Source organism: Halorubrum ruber (genome assembly GCF_018228765.1).
Lineage (GTDB): Archaea > Halobacteriota > Halobacteria > Halobacteriales > Haloferacaceae > Halorubrum > Halorubrum ruber.
In genome coordinates this window covers 427,522-446,150 of the sequence record NZ_CP073695.1, presented here as the reverse complement: position 1 = coordinate 446,150, position 18,629 = coordinate 427,522, and the positions used below count along the sequence as shown (strand labels likewise).

Annotated in this window: 15 protein-coding genes, 1 tRNA gene and 2 pseudogenes; 8 read left to right on the top strand and 10 right to left on the bottom strand. The window is 64.1% G+C overall.

What is annotated here, in order from left to right; genetic code table 11:
• Window positions 1-193: 193 nt before the first annotated feature.
• Both J7656_RS02095 and J7656_RS02090 read right to left on the bottom strand, forming a co-directional pair.
• Window positions 194-511 (bottom strand): hypothetical protein, encoded by a 318-nt coding sequence (locus tag J7656_RS02095; RefSeq protein ID WP_211553926.1) that lies wholly within the window; start codon window positions 509-511, stop codon window positions 194-196.
• A 229-nt stretch (window positions 512-740) separates the two neighbouring features.
• Window positions 741-1,694, bottom strand: a complete 954-nt coding sequence (locus tag J7656_RS02090) for a DUF4268 domain-containing protein (protein WP_211553925.1) — start codon at window positions 1,692-1,694, stop codon at window positions 741-743.
• A 361-nt stretch (window positions 1,695-2,055) separates the two neighbouring features.
• Here J7656_RS02090 and J7656_RS02085 point away from each other — a divergent pair, with 361 nt between their 5' ends.
• Window positions 2,056-2,925, top strand: coding sequence for a DNA adenine methylase (locus J7656_RS02085; protein ID WP_026046247.1), 870 nt, complete (start codon window positions 2,056-2,058; stop codon window positions 2,923-2,925).
• 15 nt (window positions 2,926-2,940) lie between these two features.
• On the opposite strand, the gene J7656_RS02080 is transcribed toward J7656_RS02085, so the two are convergent.
• The 3 genes from J7656_RS02080 to J7656_RS02070 all read right to left on the bottom strand — a co-directional run bounded on the left by J7656_RS02080 (window position 2,941) and on the right by J7656_RS02070 (window position 5,731).
• The gene (locus J7656_RS02080) at window positions 2,941-3,897 is read right to left on the bottom strand and encodes a restriction endonuclease (RefSeq protein ID WP_249191486.1); all 957 of its coding nucleotides are present in this window, start codon (window positions 3,895-3,897) and stop codon (window positions 2,941-2,943) included.
• Window positions 3,898-4,054: 157 nt separating this feature from the next.
• Window positions 4,055-5,071 carry a DUF7961 domain-containing protein gene (locus J7656_RS02075; protein WP_017343655.1) on the bottom strand — a complete coding sequence of 339 codons (1,017 nt, stop codon included), beginning with the start codon at window positions 5,069-5,071 and terminating at the stop codon, window positions 4,055-4,057.
• A 345-nt stretch (window positions 5,072-5,416) separates the two neighbouring features.
• Window positions 5,417-5,731: a hypothetical protein gene (locus J7656_RS02070; protein ID WP_017343654.1), complete on the bottom strand. Its 315-nt coding sequence runs from the start codon at window positions 5,729-5,731 to the stop codon at window positions 5,417-5,419.
• Window positions 5,732-5,824: 93 nt separating this feature from the next.
• Between J7656_RS02070 and J7656_RS02065 the strand changes: the two genes are divergently transcribed.
• Both J7656_RS02065 and J7656_RS02060 read left to right on the top strand, forming a co-directional pair.
• Entirely contained in the window at window positions 5,825-6,163 is a 339-nt protein-coding gene (locus tag J7656_RS02065) for a hypothetical protein (protein ID WP_017343653.1), read from the top strand.
• A gap of 28 nt (window positions 6,164-6,191) precedes the next feature.
• A complete protein-coding gene (locus J7656_RS02060) occupies window positions 6,192-6,332 on the top strand; it encodes a hypothetical protein (protein WP_017343652.1) in 141 nt (46 codons plus the stop codon).
• A 275-nt stretch (window positions 6,333-6,607) separates the two neighbouring features.
• Here the strand turns inward: J7656_RS02060 and J7656_RS02055 are convergent.
• The 3 genes from J7656_RS02055 to J7656_RS02045 form a co-directional block, all read right to left on the bottom strand.
• Window positions 6,608-6,680: transfer RNA gene (locus J7656_RS02055), tRNA-Arg, on the bottom strand.
• A gap of 27 nt (window positions 6,681-6,707) precedes the next feature.
• Window positions 6,708-9,314 (bottom strand): efflux RND transporter permease subunit, encoded by a 2,607-nt coding sequence (locus J7656_RS02050; protein ID WP_211553923.1) that lies wholly within the window; start codon window positions 9,312-9,314, stop codon window positions 6,708-6,710.
• Window positions 9,315-11,117, bottom strand: coding sequence for a COG1361 S-layer family protein (locus J7656_RS02045; protein WP_211553921.1), 1,803 nt, complete (start codon window positions 11,115-11,117; stop codon window positions 9,315-9,317).
• A gap of 282 nt (window positions 11,118-11,399) precedes the next feature.
• On the opposite strand from J7656_RS02045, the gene J7656_RS02040 reads away from it, so the two are divergent.
• The 4 genes from J7656_RS02040 (at window position 11,400) to pepF (ending at window position 16,549) form a co-directional block, all read left to right on the top strand.
• Window positions 11,400-12,206 (top strand): TrmB family transcriptional regulator, encoded by an 807-nt coding sequence (locus J7656_RS02040; protein ID WP_211553919.1) that lies wholly within the window; start codon window positions 11,400-11,402, stop codon window positions 12,204-12,206.
• 161 nt (window positions 12,207-12,367) lie between these two features.
• Window positions 12,368-14,020: a PAS domain-containing protein gene (locus J7656_RS02035; protein ID WP_017343648.1), complete on the top strand. Its 1,653-nt coding sequence runs from the start codon at window positions 12,368-12,370 to the stop codon at window positions 14,018-14,020.
• Between the two features lie 107 nt (window positions 14,021-14,127).
• Entirely contained in the window at window positions 14,128-14,676 is a 549-nt protein-coding gene (gene rimI / locus J7656_RS02030; protein WP_017343647.1) for a ribosomal protein S18-alanine N-acetyltransferase, read from the top strand.
• 73 nt (window positions 14,677-14,749) lie between these two features.
• A complete protein-coding gene (gene pepF, locus J7656_RS02025) occupies window positions 14,750-16,549 on the top strand; it encodes an oligoendopeptidase F (RefSeq protein WP_026046246.1) in 1,800 nt (599 codons plus the stop codon).
• 18 nt (window positions 16,550-16,567) lie between these two features.
• Here the strand turns inward: pepF and J7656_RS15140 are convergent.
• Window positions 16,568-16,663: pseudogene (locus J7656_RS15140) on the bottom strand (IS6 family transposase); the annotation flags it as partial.
• 232 nt (window positions 16,664-16,895) lie between these two features.
• On the opposite strand from J7656_RS15140, the gene J7656_RS02020 reads away from it, so the two are divergent.
• Complete coding sequence (locus tag J7656_RS02020; RefSeq protein ID WP_026046245.1) at window positions 16,896-18,155, top strand: RNA-guided endonuclease InsQ/TnpB family protein; 1,260 nt, start codon at window positions 16,896-16,898, stop codon at window positions 18,153-18,155.
• Window positions 18,156-18,229: 74 nt separating this feature from the next.
• Here J7656_RS02020 and J7656_RS15220 read toward each other — a convergent pair.
• Window positions 18,230-18,597, bottom strand: a pseudogene (locus tag J7656_RS15220) (DDE-type integrase/transposase/recombinase); the annotation flags it as partial.
• Between the last annotated feature and the right edge of the window lie 32 nt (window positions 18,598-18,629).

Genomic DNA, 18,629 nt, shown 5'->3' with positions numbered 1-18,629 from the left:
GCTGATAGGGTGGTGTGCCGGCCCGTATAAATCGTGGTTGTCACGTTCTGGGTGGCTCAGATTGATCGCAGGTAGGTTGAGCTACTCATCCCACAGGTTTGCTGCGACCCGCTATCACGCTCACCCACTGTCAGCAGAAGTGTGTGTGATAGTTGGCTCCACAGATAGGACGTAATGGATAAAATTCGGCGTTCTACCACTTGTACAGTTGGTCTTCTTCAGGTGGAAACTCAGCTAATTCAATATCTCTTGGATATGGCTCTGAGAGAACCTCATCTGGATCGCGGATCTGTCTCGATTCGAGTCCTGGTGGGGATAATGTTCCAATATATGCTCCCACTGGATACCGTTCGAGAGGGTGATCATCGAGAATCTGTGGTATTCGAGTCGCTGCGTCGTCGGGGAGTTCATCTACATCCTCGTAGGCAACCACGTCATCACCATCCATACTGCCGGCACGGAGATGAACACGGATTCGAACGTCCTTCGAGTCAGACCGAATAAACTCCATGTGACACGCTGGGGCCGCTGTCATGAAATAATTTGTAGATGAGTTCTTAGGGCGGTATCTTTCAAATTTTGCGCTGTGTATACCGTATACTCCTGAAACGAGTCTCAGTAGGGAATCTCATCGGAGCTGTAGTTCAAACTAGATAGTGGGGGAGGGGGGTGCGTCCGACAAGACGGGGAGGATGGAAGGCACCTACGCAGCGAGTTCGTTACACCGGTAGAAGCAGCGATCAGTTGGAGCCGAGAGCGGAAAGACGTGGTTCGAACTCCTCCTGGAATTCGTCCATCGCATCCACCCCCCATTCGACCAAGTGATTTCGCTGGTCTGCGGTGAGATCGGTGATGGTCCGATCAATATCTTCAGGCTGTTTGATCCGGGATGCTTGTTTCTCAGGCAAACGTTCCCACTCTAACTCGACGCCTAAATTGCTCTCAATCTCCGTTCGGTCGCGTTTCAGCGCCTCGAATATCTCCTCGTTGCGTTCCTTATCCGACGTGGAGATGTAGAGCTCAACGGAGAACTCCGGCCCCTGGTGGAACACCCAGCCGAATCGGACGCCCCCGATACCGGCACTGAACGTTAGATAGTTCCGAGGTCCGGGCTTGAGTTTGTACCAAGTCGGCCGTCGCTGCGAGTACGCCTCGACCATCTCGGCGAAGAACTGCCGGTAGCTACGCTCAAGGTCGGACAGCGACTCGGTGCTCACCTCGCGTTCCCATTCGTTGGGCTCGACAACGACTTCGAACTCGAACCCACGCTCCTCGGATCCCTCGATACTCACGACGCGGGGTCTGATCGCGAAGAATTTCGCACCTTTCGGCCCGGTTTCGTTCAACCATTCGAGGACGCTCCGGTGTTCCGGCCGGAATTCCTCGGCGAGCCACATCGTGAACCCAGCGTTCTTTCCCGACGAGTACGTCAGGAGCTTCCCCAAGTGGTCGTGGTCCGTCCGATTGTATTGATTCTCGATAACGACGGTCTCACCGGTGTTCATCTCTCGTGCGACGATGTCGGCCGAGAAGTCACCGACGGCTTCCTCAGCTCGTGCGTCTTCAATTTCTATCCCCAACTCGGACGCGAGCAGGTCGATGTTCTCTGTCAACCATTGCGTGAAATCCCGCTCTTCGTTCTCCCACACCGAGCGGAGGTCGTGCTCGTGGATTCGCGAGACGTTGTGGTCCATAGACAGGCGTCGCCGGGAGTTTTGATAAATGGTTGTGGGCCGTCCCGGAGCGTCGTGCGCTGCGATTCGTTGCCGGACGCACCCCCCTCCCGGCGAAGATGACCCTGAAGAGATGAATACGAGTGTCGAATTCGATACAGAGGCGACTCTGGGATCGTGTCTCGTGTTACGACACTGGAATCGCAGTCGAGTACCTCTGTAGTTTGCTGGACGCACCCCCCTCCGTCCGTCTCTTCCACTCAAAGCCCGATAGAGTACAATACAGTCGTGCTGCGGCTGACGGATCTCTAAACCACATCTCAAGTGTCCATACTACCCCAACGGGACAGTTTTTTGCGAATACCGAGGAGATCTACACTGAATGGTAGAGCCGATCTTAAAATGGGCAGGTGGAAAGCGCCAGCTTCTCTCAGAAATCACGGCGCTGTTTCCAACCACATATGAGGCGTATCACGAACCGTTCGTGGGAGGTGGCGCTGTCTTTTTTGATCAAGATCCTGACGATGGAACGATCAACGATCTGAACACGCGGTTGACTACCTTTTATGAGATCGTTCGATATCAACCAGACGCACTTATAGACGAAAACAAGACGCACGAACACACGGAAGAATACTACTATAACGCTCGCTCGGAGTTTAATGCGCTCTTCTCACAGTCGAATCTAACGCGGGACGAGCGAGTCCGAGAGGCGAGTTTGCTTTTATATTTGAATCGGACCTGTTTCAACGGATTGTACCGAGAGAACAGTGACGGCGAATTTAACGTCTCTTTCGGCCGGTATTCAAACCCAGACTGGGTACAAGAACAGCGGATCCGAAAGGCATCGCGCGTCCTCCAAGGCACGGCCGTGTTCAATACGGATTTCAGCTACGTCGTCGATGAGGCTTCCAGCGGCGATCTTGTGTATTTTGATCCGCCGTACGAACCGGTGTCGAAAACCGCGGATTTCAATTCGTACCAAGCAGAGGGATTCGACCGAGAGGATCAACGCCGACTTCGCGATGTCGTGGTGGAACTCACGGAAATGGATGTTTCCGTGATCCTCTCTAACTCCCCGCCAGTCACGGAGTTATACGAGGACCACGGCATGTTCTCGATCAGATATGTAGATGCTACTCGTGCGATAAACAGCGATGCCAGTAGTCGCGGAGAGGTCTCAGAAGTTCTCATTACAAACGTTCCAGCAGAGGCGCAGCGGAGAAAGACTCTCTCGGATTTTACTGAATGAGCTGTCGGAGACCGCTCAACGTGGCGTTGAGTCCAGCACGTATTGTTGCTCAGATCCCCGGCCGCTCGTCGTGATTTCAGGGAGACAAACGAGCCACTCGCCAACGGTTCGGGCGCGTCGACGCGTGGTTGAATCCGAGAGAGTGGTCTCGTCTGCGAGGATCTCCGTAATATCGCGTCGGGAGAGAGTACCGTCTTCTTCGAGTTGAGCGTATACACGGGAGATGATCTCGACATCACGGATCTGCTGTGTGAGGAGGGCGTCCGCAGATTCTCGATTGCCGCGATCGAGATACGTGAGATATTCCTCGCCGAGGCGGGTGAGTCCCCAGCGGCGGATCGTGTGGTTGTCAATCTCGACCTCCTGTTCTTTGTGGAGGAACTGGAGAAGCCACGCAGCAATACCGTAGTAATCCGCTTGCCGTGGATCGAAGCTGTCTGAATCCGTCCGTCTTCGAACGTATTCTGCGATATCGGGTTTAATATCAGAACCCACTCCGACCGCTTGGATGACAGTGCGAATCACCTCAAAGTTGTCCGCCTGTGGTACCTCTAGAGATGGGATGGTATCGGTGCGCTCCGGCTTCTCGAACGCACTCCAGAACGTGGGGTCAAGTTCGTAGGATTCGTCGTTTGTAACGACACCGATGCCGCTCTCAACCATGATGTCTGTGAGACGGTCACCGTCGATCAATCGGATGAAATCTTGGTCTGCGCTTGTCTCGGCTCCAGAGGTGAACGAGGAGGTCGTGATCACCGTTCCGATGTGATACTGTTGCTCCGAGAGAGCGCCTTTAAATCCGCGGAGGGTGCGGGCGCCGACGCTGTTCCCGGTAGCATATTGTTTCGCTTGTACGCCGAGCCGAGCGTGGAACAGTTCTCGATCGATAACGGCGTGAATATCGATCCCGCCATCGCCACGGAAGGGCGTTAGCTCAAGTTCACGAGTTGGCTCCGCACGCTCGATCACCATCTTACAGAGCTGTTCAAACTGCTCGTGATCGATCTGTAACCCTTATCAAGCAGTTCCTCCTTCGCGGTCGATGCTTTCATTCAAGATCGAAGTTTTCGCCGCTGAATAAAAATCCACTCGCCAGAGCAACCAGTCCGTTTCGGTAGCTGGATGAGGCTTATGTTGAGAAATCCAATTCCGAATACTCGTACGTGTAACACTTGATCCCGTTCGCCTCACAGTGCGTCGCAAGCTCTCCCGGCAAGATGTCCTCCTCCTCGAAGTCACCCAAAAATGCGACAGTCACGTTGTCGTCCTCACGCTCCTCGGAGCCTTCCACCACGACGGCCGTGTTCGGGTCGCTGTGGCTGGTCTTAATTACCTTGTCACCTGCCACGTACGGATTCTCCGCGAACGCGAGGTTCTCGTGTTTGTACGTCCAGAGTTTGATGTCCTGATCGTCACAGTACGACGCGAGGATCGCGGGGTGGTAGTCCCGCCACGCACCTGGTCCCTCATCGAGCGAACTCGGGAACGCGACCCGCACCGCTTCCCCGTCCATTTCGTGTCCGAACGCGCCGGTGTTCTGCTCCGGCGGTAGTACCTCGACGGCGATTCCCACCGACGGCTCCGAGTCGCCAGCCTTCACCACCCGATCCCCTGGTGAGAACGGATTCTCCGGCTTCTGGTTCATGTGAGCGGTGTTAGGACCGAGGTCGATCAGTTCGTTCATCGGGCGGGCCGCGAGGTGGTCGAGTTTTTCCGGGGACTCGCCCGAGAACGCCTTCTCCGTTTCGACCTTCGATTTCAGCGTTTCGAGGCGTTCCCACCCGAGCAACATCAGACTATCCTCGTTATCTCGATGCCAGACCATTACTACGATGTCGTCATCGGGATCGCGTTCAACGAGCGACTCGGGAAGGAAGGCCGAGACGTCCCGCGATGACTTCACGTCGACCGTGTAGCCGAAAACCTCGAAGTCATGCCCAGAGAAGCTCTCGGAGTTACACCGCCGGATTGCTTCCTCGTTTTCCCACTCCCACATCTCGACGGGGAGATACTCGCGACAGAACTGCTCGAACGCGAGCTCGCCGAGGTTGCCGATTCGCTTCACGTCTATGTCGTCCGCCCCTTGGATGACCGCTTGGTGGTTGGCCCGCTCGTAGTCAATTTCGTCCGGCGTGAACCGATACATGCCCGAATATCAAACGCCGGATAAATATATTTTTAGTATGAGATATCAAATCAAAGAACCGGAAGAGGAAGCCATATCGAGATTTACTCGCTGATGACTTCAGTCAGTCCACTGGGTATTCTCTGAATGTCGATGGGTCGGTCAGAAGTATATTCGACCAGCGCGACGGGCGCTGGTTCGGCCGTCGAACGACGAGACCTTCCAGGTGTGAGGCGGCTGAATTCGGCCGTTTCAAAACTGCCGTTTCTGACAACTGGTTTAGTAGTATGTGCCATCCGTGCGAGATACAGAACGGATATCTCGCGTCGGGGCTCAGTGTGGATTTGGTCGGTCTGTATAGAGGACTCACTTCCAATCATGCTCCTCGATGCCCTCGTAGTGTTTCAGGCGACTATCGATCTCCCAGGCTTCCCAGCCGCATTCGTGGTAGAGAACATCGGCGAGTTTGTCGAAGCGACTCTTGTTGAGCTCGATACCGCGGTTTCCGCGGTAAGTGATGTAGGGTTCGCGTCGAAGGTCCGCATAGACGTCACGCGCAGTCGGGTAGTCGCCGTCGATCGCTGAGAGATTGAGGAGCGCCTCCTCCGTGATCGGTGTGCCCCACTTGTGTTTCGCTATCATCGTCGCCAGGAGGGCACACTTCACCGACGGCTTCTCCATAGCGGAGGGATGAATCCATTCATACATAAAGGCTGTTAATGACAGTTAACGCTAGTGGGAACGCTTATACACATACAGATGGTGTCTCTCTGTATGAGTAGTCTGGAACAGGCGGACGACCGCGGGGCGAAGAAAGAGCTCCGGAAGGAGCACCCGAGCGGGTGGCTGTACCTCACGCAGCACGATGCGATCCCAATTCTCGTAGACGCGTTGCTCGATCTCCCGCCGAACCGCGAGTTCAACAAAACCGAATTCGCAGAACACGCCGGCGTCACGCGCCAAACCGTCGGTAACTACACCGATCTCCTGATCGAGGTCGAACTCATCGAGGAGGTTCCGAACACGTCACCGCGTCGGTACCGGGTCGCGGACAGCGATGCCGTCCGCGAACTCTTCGAGCTGAACAGCGCGCTCAACAGCGTCGGCGAGTAGTAACGACCCTCAAAGCGTCTCTTCGGATATGGTCACAGAGGAAGGCGCAGAACTGACCTCGCCGCTTGACGGTGTGATGGAGGATAGTTGGCAGGAACTGGTTCGACGGGTCGCGGCAGACGACCGCGATGCGAACCGAGACATCTACGACGCCCTCGAAGACGAGTAGTCGGCGCTGTTACGGTTTCACAGTTCTACGCTGTTGCTATCGGTCGGGTAGAACGATACGGCGCGACGGGATCCACGCGAGCGACCGAAGGGAGCGAGCGTGGAGCCAGTCGCACCCGTGTTCGAGCGAGCGAAGCGACGCGAGAACACGGGTGCGACGGGACTTTGAACCAGAGCCAGACGGTCCTGCTCGCTCACTCCGTTCGCTGCGCGGGCTGCGACTGGCAGGGTTCAAATCCCGCATGCGCCGCTACTGCTCACTTCGTTCGCAGATAGCGGGCGCGACGGGATTTGAACCCGCGGCATCTTGGTCCGGAACCAAGTGCTCTGTCCGCTGAGCTACGCGCCCTCACGAGCCGGTATCCGCGGCGAGCGTTTAATCCTTCTGACTCGGGTCCTCGGCGGGCGGCCGTGGGTCGGTCTGCCACTCGAACGCGTCGGCGTCGTCGGCGACGCCGGAGTCGGCCGTCCCGCCGTCGGTCCGAGCTCGGTCGGTCGCGTCGCCCTCGGCGTCGGCGTCGATGGCGCCCGCGGCGTCGAGGAAGCGACCCACGAACAGCAGTCCGGGGCGGCGCTCGACGACGGCGACCCAGACGACGAGCGCCGGCGGCAACACGATCAGCGACGCCAGGTACGCGAGCGTGATGCTGGCGGCGGTGAGCAGCCCGAACTGGCCGAGGATCGGGGTGATGGCCAAGACGAGGACGCCCGTGCCGAGCGCGGTCGTCGCCCACGTGCCGGTGAGCGCGCCGCCGGTGCCGCGGAGCGTGGTGACGACCGCGGCGTCGACGTCGCCGCCGCGGGGGTACTCGTCGTGGAACCGGTGCGCGACGTGGACGGTGTAGTCCACCCCGAGCCCGATAGTGATCGCGAGGATCGTCGCGGTGATCGCGTTGAACGGGATGCCGCCGAGCCGCATCGTGGCGGTGAGCGTCGCGACGGCGACCGTGACCGGGACGAGCGTGACGAGCCCCAGCGTCGGGCTGCCGAGCAGCAGCCAGAACAAGATTACGAGGAACACCGCCGAGAGCCCGAGAGCGGCCGCCAGCGAGACGATCGCGGAGTCGAAGATCGTGTCCGCGACCGCCTGGAACACGACGATCTGGCCGGTCGCGGTCGCGTCGCCGCGGTAGCGGTCGGCCACGCGCCGGGCGTCGGCGGTGATCTCGGCGTCGCTGGCGTCGGACTCGACGGCGTACACGATCCGCGTCGAGCGGCTGTCGTCGGCGAGGTACTCGCCGGTGAAGTCGTCGTACGGCGAGTTCCGCAGCTCGGCGTAGATGCGGTCGAGGTTCCGGTTCGGCCGCCCGTCGTCGAGCGCGGACTCCTCGACCAGCTGCTCGAACTCTGGGTCCTCGGCGGCGTAGGCGTCGATCGCGCTCTGGACGCTGTCGGCGCTGGCGCGGCCGTCGACCGTGACGAACGAGTCGGGCGGGTCGCGCTCGGCGCGCGCGAGGCTGCGGAGGGCGCTGTCGCTGGTCATGCGCCGCTCCACGTAGATGGTGACGGTGTCGTCCTCGCTCGTGGCGAAGTTGTCGGAGAGGAAGTTGATCGTCTCCGTCGCGGTGTACTCGCCGGGCTGGAGCGGGCCGGGGAAGTAGTCGATGTACGCCGGCTCCTCGCTCGGCGGCAGGAAGTCGTCCTGCTCGAAGGTTGTGTCGACGCCCGCGCCGTAGCCCGCGGCGCCGGCCGTGATCAGCAGGACGACGACGAGGAAGACCGCGGGTGCGGGCCGCGATATCGCGGACAGTTTGGGGAGGAGCCGCCCGAGCGCGGAGTCCTCGGCGCCGAGCGGGCGGGAGCCGAACTCGGGCAGCGAGCGCTTTGCGCGCCAGCGGTCTAAGAGCAGCTTGGCGGCCGGGAGGAAGCCGACGAAGATGACGAGGGTGAAACAGATCCCGAGCCCGGCGACCAACCCGAACTCCCGGAGCGGGGGCAGCGAGCTGGTGAGGTTCGCGAGGAAGCCGATGATCGTCGTGCCGGCGATGATCGAGTACGCCACCACGAGCTGGCCGAGCGCGCCGCGCATCGCCGTCTCCGGCGGCGCGCCCGCCGCGCGGTCCTCGCGGTAGCGGTTTACCGTGTGGATCCCGAAGTCGATCCCGATCGCTAAGAGGAGGACCGGCACCGCGATCAGCACCTCCGAGAAGGCGATCCCCGCGTACCCCGTGAAGCCGAACGTCCACACGACCGTCATCAACAGTGCGATCCCGCCGAGCACGAAGTCGAAGGGGTCGCGGTAGGCGTACGCCAAGAGGCCGAGGATGACCGCGAGCGCCGCGGGCACGACGATCGACAGCGAGTCGAAGATGACGCGCTCGAACTCATCATCGACGATCCCCCCGCCGAACGCGGTGATGTCACCCGGGGCCTCCTCGGCGACGGTGCGGGCCTCGCTTTGGATCGCCTGGGTGTCCGCCGAGGCCGGGAACGAGTGGGAGACGACGCCGAGCGACGCAGAGGCGGTGCCGGACTCGCTGTTGAAATCGTCGGACAGCAGCGTCGCGAAGCCGGGGTCCTCTGCCGCGGCGTCGACCGCGTCGTCGATCTCGCCGTCGCTGGCGCGCTCGATCGCGTCGCGGGCGTCCTCGGGGGTGTCGGCGTCCTCGTCGAGCTCGGCCGCGACGTCCATCGCCGGGGCGGAGAAGTCGGTCACCCGCAACCCGTCGCGCTCGTCCAACCGCTCGGCGGTCGCCAGCATGTCGAGCAGGCCGCGGCGGTCGAGCACGTTTACGTCGCGCTGGATCAGCTGCGTCGTCGGGTCGTCACCCCCGAACGCGGGCTCGAACCGCTCGTTCACGCGGTCGAGCGCGTCCGCCTCCTCGATCCCGTCCGTGAACTGGTCGCTGCCTGCGCTCGCCTCCAGCAGCGCCATGCCGGGCGCGAACAGGGCGGTGACGACGAGGCAGGCGATCACGACCCGGCGCGGCTGCTCGATGACCCGGTCGGTGATCGCGCCGAACAGCCGGGTGACGGGGTCCATCTATCGGGAGCGGAGCCGGCTTCGAAGCCGAGCGATCGCCCGGCTCACCCGGCCGCGCTGCCAGACCAGGGCGCCGCCGACCGCGACGACGCCGAGCAGGGCGACGATCCCGAGCGGTGAGGTGAGGGCCCCGCTGTCGTCGGCGGTCGTCACCTCGACCGGGAGCCGGTAGGTGTCGGAGAGCTGTTCGTCGCCGTCGGCGTCGTCGTACCGGAAGTCGACCGCGGCCGCGTACGTCTTCGGCGTCGCGCCGCCGTCGACCGCGACCTCGAAGCTGACCGTCGTCTCCTCGCCCGGGTCGAGCGAGGTGACGAACGCCTCGTCGTCGGACGAGGAGAGCGGCGAGTCGACGAACAGCTTCGCCTGTAGGTTCGAGATCGGCTCGGGCCCGGTGTTGCGGACGACCGCGTCGTACCGGACCGTCGACCCGGGCGTCACCGACGAGGGGTCGGTCGCGTTCGGCTCGGCGGGCGACACGGCGAAGACGTCCGCCTCGGGGGCGACGTCGACGACCACGTCGAGCGTGTCGGAGACGATGACGTCGCCGGCCGACCCCGTCGAGACGAGCGAGACGGTGCCGTCGTCGCCCTCGCTCGCGCTCACCCCCTCGTCGGTGCCGAGCCCGCGGTAGCGGACCGCCACGTTGACCGTCCGCGCGCCGGGGTTCGCGTCCGTCCGGAGGCCGGCGTCGAACGTCGCGGTCGCGGTCTCGCCGACCGCGAGGTCGCCGACCGTGTCCCGCGTCGAGCGCGGGACGATGTTCGGGTCGGACTGGACCGTCTCCTGCCCGACACCCTCGGGCGCGGGCGCCTCGTTACTGAAGACGACGACCGCGTTCTCGATGTCGCGAGGGCCGCGGTTGCGAACCTCGACGGTGAACGAGCCGTCCTCGCCGACGCGCAGCGTGCTGTTCAACCCCTCCGCGGAGAACGCCTGCCGCGAGAGCGGCGTCACGCCCGTCCGGACCGTCCGCGCGGCCGCGTTCGCGCGCTCGGCGTCGCGGTAGTCGACGTCGAACTCCAGCGTCGACGCTCGCGCGGTCGCCTGGCCCGCGGCGGCCAGCCGGTAGGTGAACGTGCGGTTCTCGCCCGGTTCCCACGCGCCGACGTACGTCTCGGTCGTGCCCGCGTCGGTGGCGAAGGAGAGGTCGGGGTCGATCGGGTTCGCCGCCACGCTGGCCTCGTGGGCGGTCTCGTTCCGGACGTTCCGCAGCGTCACGTCGACGAGGCCGTTGTCCCCGGCCTGGACGACGCCGTCGACGTCGACGACCGCGAACTGCGCGCGGTCCGTGATCTCCACGGAGACGTACACCGTCTCCGTCACGATCTCCTCGTCGCGGACGGTGGAGCCGTCGTCGACCTCGGCGCTCTCGACGTTGCGGTACTCCAGTCGGATCGGAACGCGGTAGACGCCCGGCTCGGCGTCTTTGTCCGGGACGACGGTGAACTCGATCGGCCCGGTGACGCCGCGCGCGACGTCGCCGACGGTCTGCTCGCCGGTCCGCACGTCGAACGGGACCTCGCGGTTGGCCGCGTCGCCGGTGAGGATCCGCGCCGTCGTCTCGTGGGCGGTCACCACCTCGCTCTCGAGGTTGTCCGCCCCCTGCGCGTCGATGTCGCCGCGGTTGTTCAGGCTCACCTGGAGCGTCGACTCCTCGCCGGGGACGAACGCCGTCTCCGGCGCGAACGCCTCGATGTCGGGGTCGCCGCGCACCGTGTCGTTGGCCGTCTGCGCGACCGCCGTGCCGGTCGCGAGCAGGGACGCGACGAGGAGGAGGACGGCGGCCGTCCGGATTCGACTCATGTAACTGCGAACGGGTACGGGACTGCGACGTAATACCCTTCGGGAACCTATGACAACAACGTATCTGTTTTCGTAGATGAACCACAGAGTTCGGTGGCGATTGAAGTTCGCCGAGACCGGAATTTCACCGGTTGTGGACGCGTTGAATCGTTCCGAGAGCGGATCCGCGGCCGACCGTCGCGGGGCGACAGCGAAACGGTCGGACGTTGTACGCGCGTTCTTTTATATACTCGTGCGGCGGAGAGCGCCGACGCTTTGTGGGGGCCGGGCCTACGGGAAGGCATGGAGTCGCTCCGCGACCTCGGCCTGTCGAGCTACGAGGACCGGGCGTACCGCGCGCTGCTGGCGCTCGGCACCGGGACCGCCGCGGCCGCCGCCGAGGAGAGCGGCGTGCCGAAGGGGCGCATCTACGACGCGCTCGGCGGCTTAGAGTCGCGCGGGCTGGTCCGCGTCCAGACCGACCGGGAGCCGAAGCGGTACGCGCCCGTCGAGCCCGCGGTCGCCGTCGACCGGCTCGTCGAGGCGAAGCGGCGGGAGCTGCGACAGCGGATCGAGACGTACGAGTCGGGCAAGTCGGAGCTGATCGACCGGCTGGCGGACGCCGAGGCGACCGACGACGAGTTCTGGACCGCCGCGGTCGGCGCCGACGACTCGCTCGACCTCCTCTTCGAGCGCATCGACGCCGCCGAGGAGTCGATTGTCGTCGTCGCCACCGACGTCTCCGCGCAGTTCGACGTCGACCGCGAGGGGCCGGAGCTGCTCGACCGCCTCCTCGCGGCGATTCGGAGCGGCGTCGACGTCTCCGTGCTGCTCTCGCCGAGCGTGTTCGACGACGCCCGCGCCGCCGTCGACGAGGACCGCGCGACGCTGACGATCGCGCAGGGCCCCTTCGAGCTGCGGATCACCGAGGACGCGTACGGGAACTTCTACCTCATCGACGGCGAGGAGGTGTGCTTAGAGGTCGCCGACCCGCTCGCGCCCGACCGGCTGTTCGGCATGCTCGACTTACGCGACCGCGGGTTCGCCGCCCGCGTCCGCGACGGCTTCGAGGCCGCGTGGGCGGAGGGGACCGTCGTCGACGAAGTGTGACGGCCCGCGAGGGCGACATCTCGCGAGCCGCGAGAAGTCCACGGCGCCCGAGGGTCGCGCCGGGCCTGGATCGGTCCGACGCCCGAACCGAGTTATCGCGTTTGATTTTCCCGCCGCGCAGTTTTATCACCCCGCGTCCGTACGACGGATCAGAACTCACCGTGACCCTCCGGCCATCCGACACGTCGACGCCGGTCCGCGGCGCTGACGAGGGCGACGCCCCCGACCCCGACGACCGAGCCGCGACCGACGCGCCGACCGCCGACGCGGAGCGGCCGGGTCGGTCGGACGAGCGCGCCGATGCCGACGGCTCTCCGCCGTCACCGACCGACGCCGACGAGGGGTCGGGAGGCCTCGGCGCGACGCCCGCGGAGGGGTGGTCGCGCCCGATCGAGCCCGACCGGTTCCTGCTCGCCGTCGCCGTCGACGGCGAGGTGCTGTTCGCCGGGCCGTCGGTGCCCGACGTCGTCGGCGTCGAGCGCGAGGCGCTCGTCGGGAGCGATCTCCTCGACCGCGTCCACCCGAGCGACCGCGAGCCGGTGGCCGACGCGCTGTCGGCGGTCGCGACGAGCCGGACAGTCACCCACCGGATCCGCCGCGCGAGCGGGGGATACGCGTGGGTCGAGTCCGTCGTCGACGAGGAGCTCGCCCCGGATTTCGGCGGGCGGATCGTCACGGTCCGCCGGGTCGACGCGGACCGCACTTTCCCGGAGCGCTACCGCGCCTTCCTCGAGTACGGCAGCGACCTCGTCACCGTCGTCGACGGCGAGGGGCTCGTCGTCTACGAGAGCCCCTCCGTCGAGGAGGTACTCGGCTACGAGCAGGGGTCGACCGTCGGGCGCTCCCCGCTCGGCTACGTCCACCCGGACGACCGCGACCGGGTGACCGAGCGGTTCTACCGCGCGCTCACCGAGCCCGACGCGGCGCCCACGCTGGAGTACCGCTACCGGGCCGCCGACGGAGACTGGGTGTGGTTAGAGTCGCGCACGCGGTCACTGCCGGCCGACAGCCCGGTCGGCGAACTGCTCATCAACTCCCGCGACGTCAGCGAGCGGAAAGAGCGCGAGCGGCGGCTCACCGACCGGAACGAGCGGCTCGACCGCTTCGCGAGCATCGTCTCGCACGACCTGCGGAATCCCCTCTCCGTGATTCGCGGCTCCATCGAGATGGCGCGGCTGCGCGGGGAGACGGAGCCGCTCGAACGCGGCGAGCGCGCCGTCGACCGGATCGACCGGCTCGTCTCGGAGCTGCTCACCCTCGCGCGGCAGGGAACCGGGATGGACGAGCCCGCGGAGTTCGACCTCGCGAGCGTCGCCCGCGACGCCTGGGAGACCGCCGCCGAGGGCGACGACGCGGAGTTAGTTGTCGCCCGCGACGCCCGGATGTACGGCGACCGCGGCCGGATGCGGCAGGCGCTGGAGAACCTGTTCCGCAACGCGACGGAGCACGGGATGCCGGACGCGGCCGAGGCGAGCGGGGACGATTCCGACGGAGACGACCTCACCGTCCTCGTCACCGCCACCGACGAGGGGTTCCTCGTCGCCGACGACGGGACGGGGATCGACCCCGACCACCGAGAGTCGGTGTTCGACTCCGGGTTCACCACGCGGGCGGACGGGACGGGGTACGGGCTCGACATCGTCCGCGAGGTCGTCGAGTCGCACGGGTGGCGCGTGGAGCTGCGTGCGCCCGCGGACGACCCCATCGGGCTCCCTGACGGGCGGCGGCTCCGGCCGCCGGACGGCGCCTGCTTCGAGGTGTGCGCACCCGACCCCGCCGGCGCCGACCCGGACGAGCCCTGGATCGACGCGTGAGGGGGCCGACGCGTCGTCGCCGCGGCCTTCGTCGACCCGGCGCGTTCCCTCTCAGCACCTCTCCGCCGACCCGAGGCGTTTATTCTCCGCGGCCCGCAAGCCGACCCGTGAGCGTCCCCGACGTCGCGGTCCGGCGGGCGGAGCGCGCCGACCTGCTCGCGGTGGTGCGGATCGAGCGCGCCTGCTTCTCGGACCCGTGGCCGCACGACGCCTTCGAGCGGCTGCTGGACGAGCCGGCGTTCCTCGTCGCGGAGCGGGCGGGCGCGGTCGTCGGGTTCGTCGTCGCCGACCGGACGCCGAACCACGGCCGCGACATCGGCCACATCAAGGACCTGGCCGTCCATCCCGACGCCCGCGGCGAGGGGATCGGCCGGACCCTCCTCCGGTCGGCGCTGGCCCGGCTCCGCGCGACCGGCGTGGCGGTGGCCCGGCTGGAGGTGCGCGAGGGGAACGACCCCGCGCGGTCGCTGTACGCCGACGAGGGGTTCGAGCCGATCCGGCGGGTGGGCGGCTACTACCGCGACGGCGAGGACGCGCTCGTGCTCGTCGTCGACCTCGCGGACTGGGCCGAGGGGGAGGCGGCGGACAGTCGCGGCGGGTCTGGCGCGGACGGCAGCGAGGCCGGCGACGCCGGCGGCGACACAGGTGAGCGGTAACGCACCGCACGCATATCGGCCCGCCGCACGGGGTTTGACAAGGCTTAGTGTGCGCGAGGCCGACCCGAACGGTATGAGTTCGGTTCCCGAGCGGTCCGAGATCGACGCCGAGTACAAGTGGGACCTCGACGGCATCTACGCCGACGACGAGGCGTGGGAGTCGGCCTACGAGGAGGTGTCCGGGCGGATCGACGAGTTAGCCGCCTACGAGGGGCGCGCGACCGAGGACGCCGCCACGCTCCTCGAACTGCTCGAACTGCGCGAGGAGATCTTCCGCGAGCTCCAGCAGGTGATGACCTACGCCCGCCTGCGCAGCGCCGAGGACACGCGGAACCAAGAGTACCAGGCGATGTCCGCGAAGGCGTCGTCGCTGGGCTCCGAGGCGTCGAGCGCGGTCTCGTACCTCGAACCGGAGATCCAGTCGCTGACGGAGTCGGACGTGGAGGCCTTCCTCGACGACGAGCCCGCCCTCGCCGAGTACGAGCACTACCTCGACGACGTGCTCCGGAAGAAGCCGCACACGCGGTCGAGCGAGGTCGAGGAGGTGCTGGCGGACCTCTCGGAGGTCACCGACGCGCCGAGCGAGATCTACTCGATGCTGACGAACGCCGACATGACGTACGGCGTCGTCGAGGACCCCGACGGCAAGGACGTGGAGATCACGCAGGCGAACTTCACGAAGCTCCAGACGAACCCGGACCGCGAGTTCCGCGAGCGCGTCCACGAGACGTTCTACGACGAGTGGGAAGACGTGCGCAACACGGTCGGCACCTCCTTAGAGAAGGCCGTCCGCGAGCACGTGACGAGCGCCGAGATCCGCGACTACGACTCCGCGCGCGCCGCCGCGCTCGACGACTCGAACGTCCCGGTCGAGGTGTACGACACCCTCGTCGACACGGTCGACGACAACCTCGACGTGCTCCACCGCCACGCGGAGCTGAAGGAGGCGGCGCTCGGCGTCGACCAGCTACAGAGCCACGACCTCTACATGTCGCTGACGGGCGACCAGGGGCCGGACGTCGAGTACGAGCAGGCCCGCGAGTGGGTGATCGAGGCGGTCGCGCCGCTCGGCGACGCCTATCAGGAGCGGCTGGCCGAGGGGCTCGACTCGCGGTGGGTCGACGTGTACGAGAACCGCGGGAAGCGCTCGGGCGCGTTCTCCTCCGGCACGTACGACACCCAGCCGTACATCATGATGAACTACCAGGACGACATCGCCTCGATGTTCACCTTGGCCCACGAGCTCGGCCACTCGATGCACTCCGAGCTGGCGGGCGACGCCCAGCCGTGGCACGACGCGAGCTACGAGATCTTCGTCGCGGAGATCGCCTCCACCGTCAACGAGACGCTGCTCACCCACCACCTGCTCGACACCGTCGAGGACGACGAGCTCCGCACGCACGTGCTCGACGAGTACCTCGAACGCTTCCGTTCAACCCTCTTCCGGCAGACGATGTTCGCGACGTTCGAACAGCAGATCCACGAGCGCGTGGAGGCCGGCGACGCGCTCACGCCCGACGCGTTCGACGAGATGTACGGCGATCTGAAGGGCGACTACTACGCGCCCGCCGAGCTGACGGGCGGCATCGAGCGCGAGTGGCAGCGCATCCCCCACTTCTACTACGACTTCTACGTCTACCAGTACGCGACCGGTATCTCCGCCGCGGCCGCCATCGTCGAGCGGATCCTCGACGAGGGCGACTCCGCCGCCGCCGACTACCGCGAGATGCTGAAGGCGGGCGGCTCCGAGTACCCCCTCGACGTCGTCGAGCTCGCCGGCATCGACATGGCCTCGCCCGACCCGATCGAGTCCGCCGTCGGCGTGTACGACGGCTACCTTGACGAGATTGCGACGCTGCTCGACTTAGAGTAACGGCGGAGTATCCTCGCGTTAAGTTTGACGTGAATTGTGGTAGACGGCGAAGGCTTCGAGCCAGTTTTGAGCTGTCTCTAACGCGACATTGCTAAAATTATTCGCAAACGATGATAGAGATACGAGCGCATACCCCCGCCTTGCCGTGAGTGACGAGTGTTCCGACAGAGTGTCGGAACCGAGGAACGAACAGGCGGGGGTCGAGCGGACATCATAGTGTGACAACCCACCGTTCTATTGTAGTGCCGGATTTCCCACGGGTTCACTTCCACTCCGGATGGCTGGGATATATATCTGCCACAACCAAAATCTTCGTACGGTGACGATGGATCTTCGTACGGTGACGATGGGCGAACTCACGAAAACCCTCGAACTGAAGCTTGTGGACCCGAACCTCCATAAGCGACAGAAACTTCGTGAGACACGCGACGCCTATCAACGGGCGCTTCAGGCCGCCTTTGACACTGGTTGTGACACGCAGTCAGCAACCAACGATGTGGTTGTCGAGTACGACCTGAGCGGCTACGCGAAAAATGCTCTCAAGAAGTACGTCCCACAACTCTGTGGGAACAGCTACGACGCCAACGAGATCCACGACGACCACCCAGTGCGGTTCACAAACGAGGGCCTACAACTCGACCACCAGCCACAGAACGCTATCGAGTGGTACGCCAAAGTCCCGCACCACGAGGATTACCACCTCTGGATACCGGCACGCGCCAATCCCGACCAGCGGGATTGGCTTGAAGCGTTAAACGCAGACGACGCCGAGATGGGTGAAAGTCGGCTGTTCGAGCGGGATGGAACGTGGTACCTCCACATCACCGCTACCCGCGACGTGGAGGACGAATCTGAGGCGTCCGCCGATAAGCGGACGCCGGTTGGTGTGGACATCGGAGAAGCGAGCCTCGTCACGGTGTGTCACCGCGACGGCTCCGGTTCTCCGGTTCGCCCCCGCCTGTGGGCCGACGACGGCAAAGCCGTTCGTCGGCTCCGAAAAACCTACTTCACCGCCACAAGACGGCTTCAGAAGCGTGGTAGTGAGCGAATCGCAGAGTCCTACGGTGACGCACTGTGGGACCAGATTGACGACGTTTTTCACCGTGTGACCAGCGAGGTCGTGGACTACGCCGAGTCCGTCGACAACCCAGTGTTGGTGCTGGAAGACCTGAGGTACATCCGCGAGAACATGGACTACGGTGAGTATATGAATCGGCGGTTACACGGGTGGGGCTTTGCCAAGCTCCACGCACAGATTCGCTACAAAGCCACCGAGAAGGGGATTCCCGTCGAGACGGTGAATCCCCGGAACACGTCGAAGGCGTGTCACGCCTGCGGTGAACACGGTTACCGGCCACGACAGGCGACGTTTAGATGCTCGAACGACGGCTGTTGGGTCGGTGAGTATCAAGCCGACGTGAACGGGGCGATAAACATTGCAGACCGCTACCGTAGTGGAGAGAGTCACCGCCAAAGCGACTGGGCTTCCCGGCAGAAGGCTGGTGACGATGACTCGGCTACGGATGGGGCCTCTTTGACCGGGCCACAAGACAGCCAAGCCGATGCTGAAAACCAGCAGACGACGCTTGGAACGTATGCGTCTTGAAATCAACAGGCCGCTTCGCTCGGCCTGAAATCCCGTGGTGGGATTCCTCCGCGTTCACGCGGAGGAGGAGGTCAAGTTTGTTGTTCTATCTCCCAAAGGACACGTTCGATGGCGTTCCGATTTCCATGTCGAATGACTTGAAATCGATAGCCGTCTTCAGCGAGTACTGATCCGAGATAGTCCGCGTCATCGACGAGAAATTCGATATTATTCAGCTGATAGCGCTGATGTAGATCGGTCAGAAACCATCGCGTCGTCTGTTTATTTGCGGTTGGATAGAGGCTCACATGGAGGATCTCGTTCGTCTGTGATCAACCGCGCCGTACAGCCAGAACTGCTGGCCGTGGAGGCGGAGCATCTTTTCGTCAACCGCGAGTTGATCCTCTGAGACGGTCGAGATCGGCTGTAAATCGGCTTTGTGAACCCAATTATGGATCGCAAGGCTCTGTTGAAATCCTATTATTCGGACACATC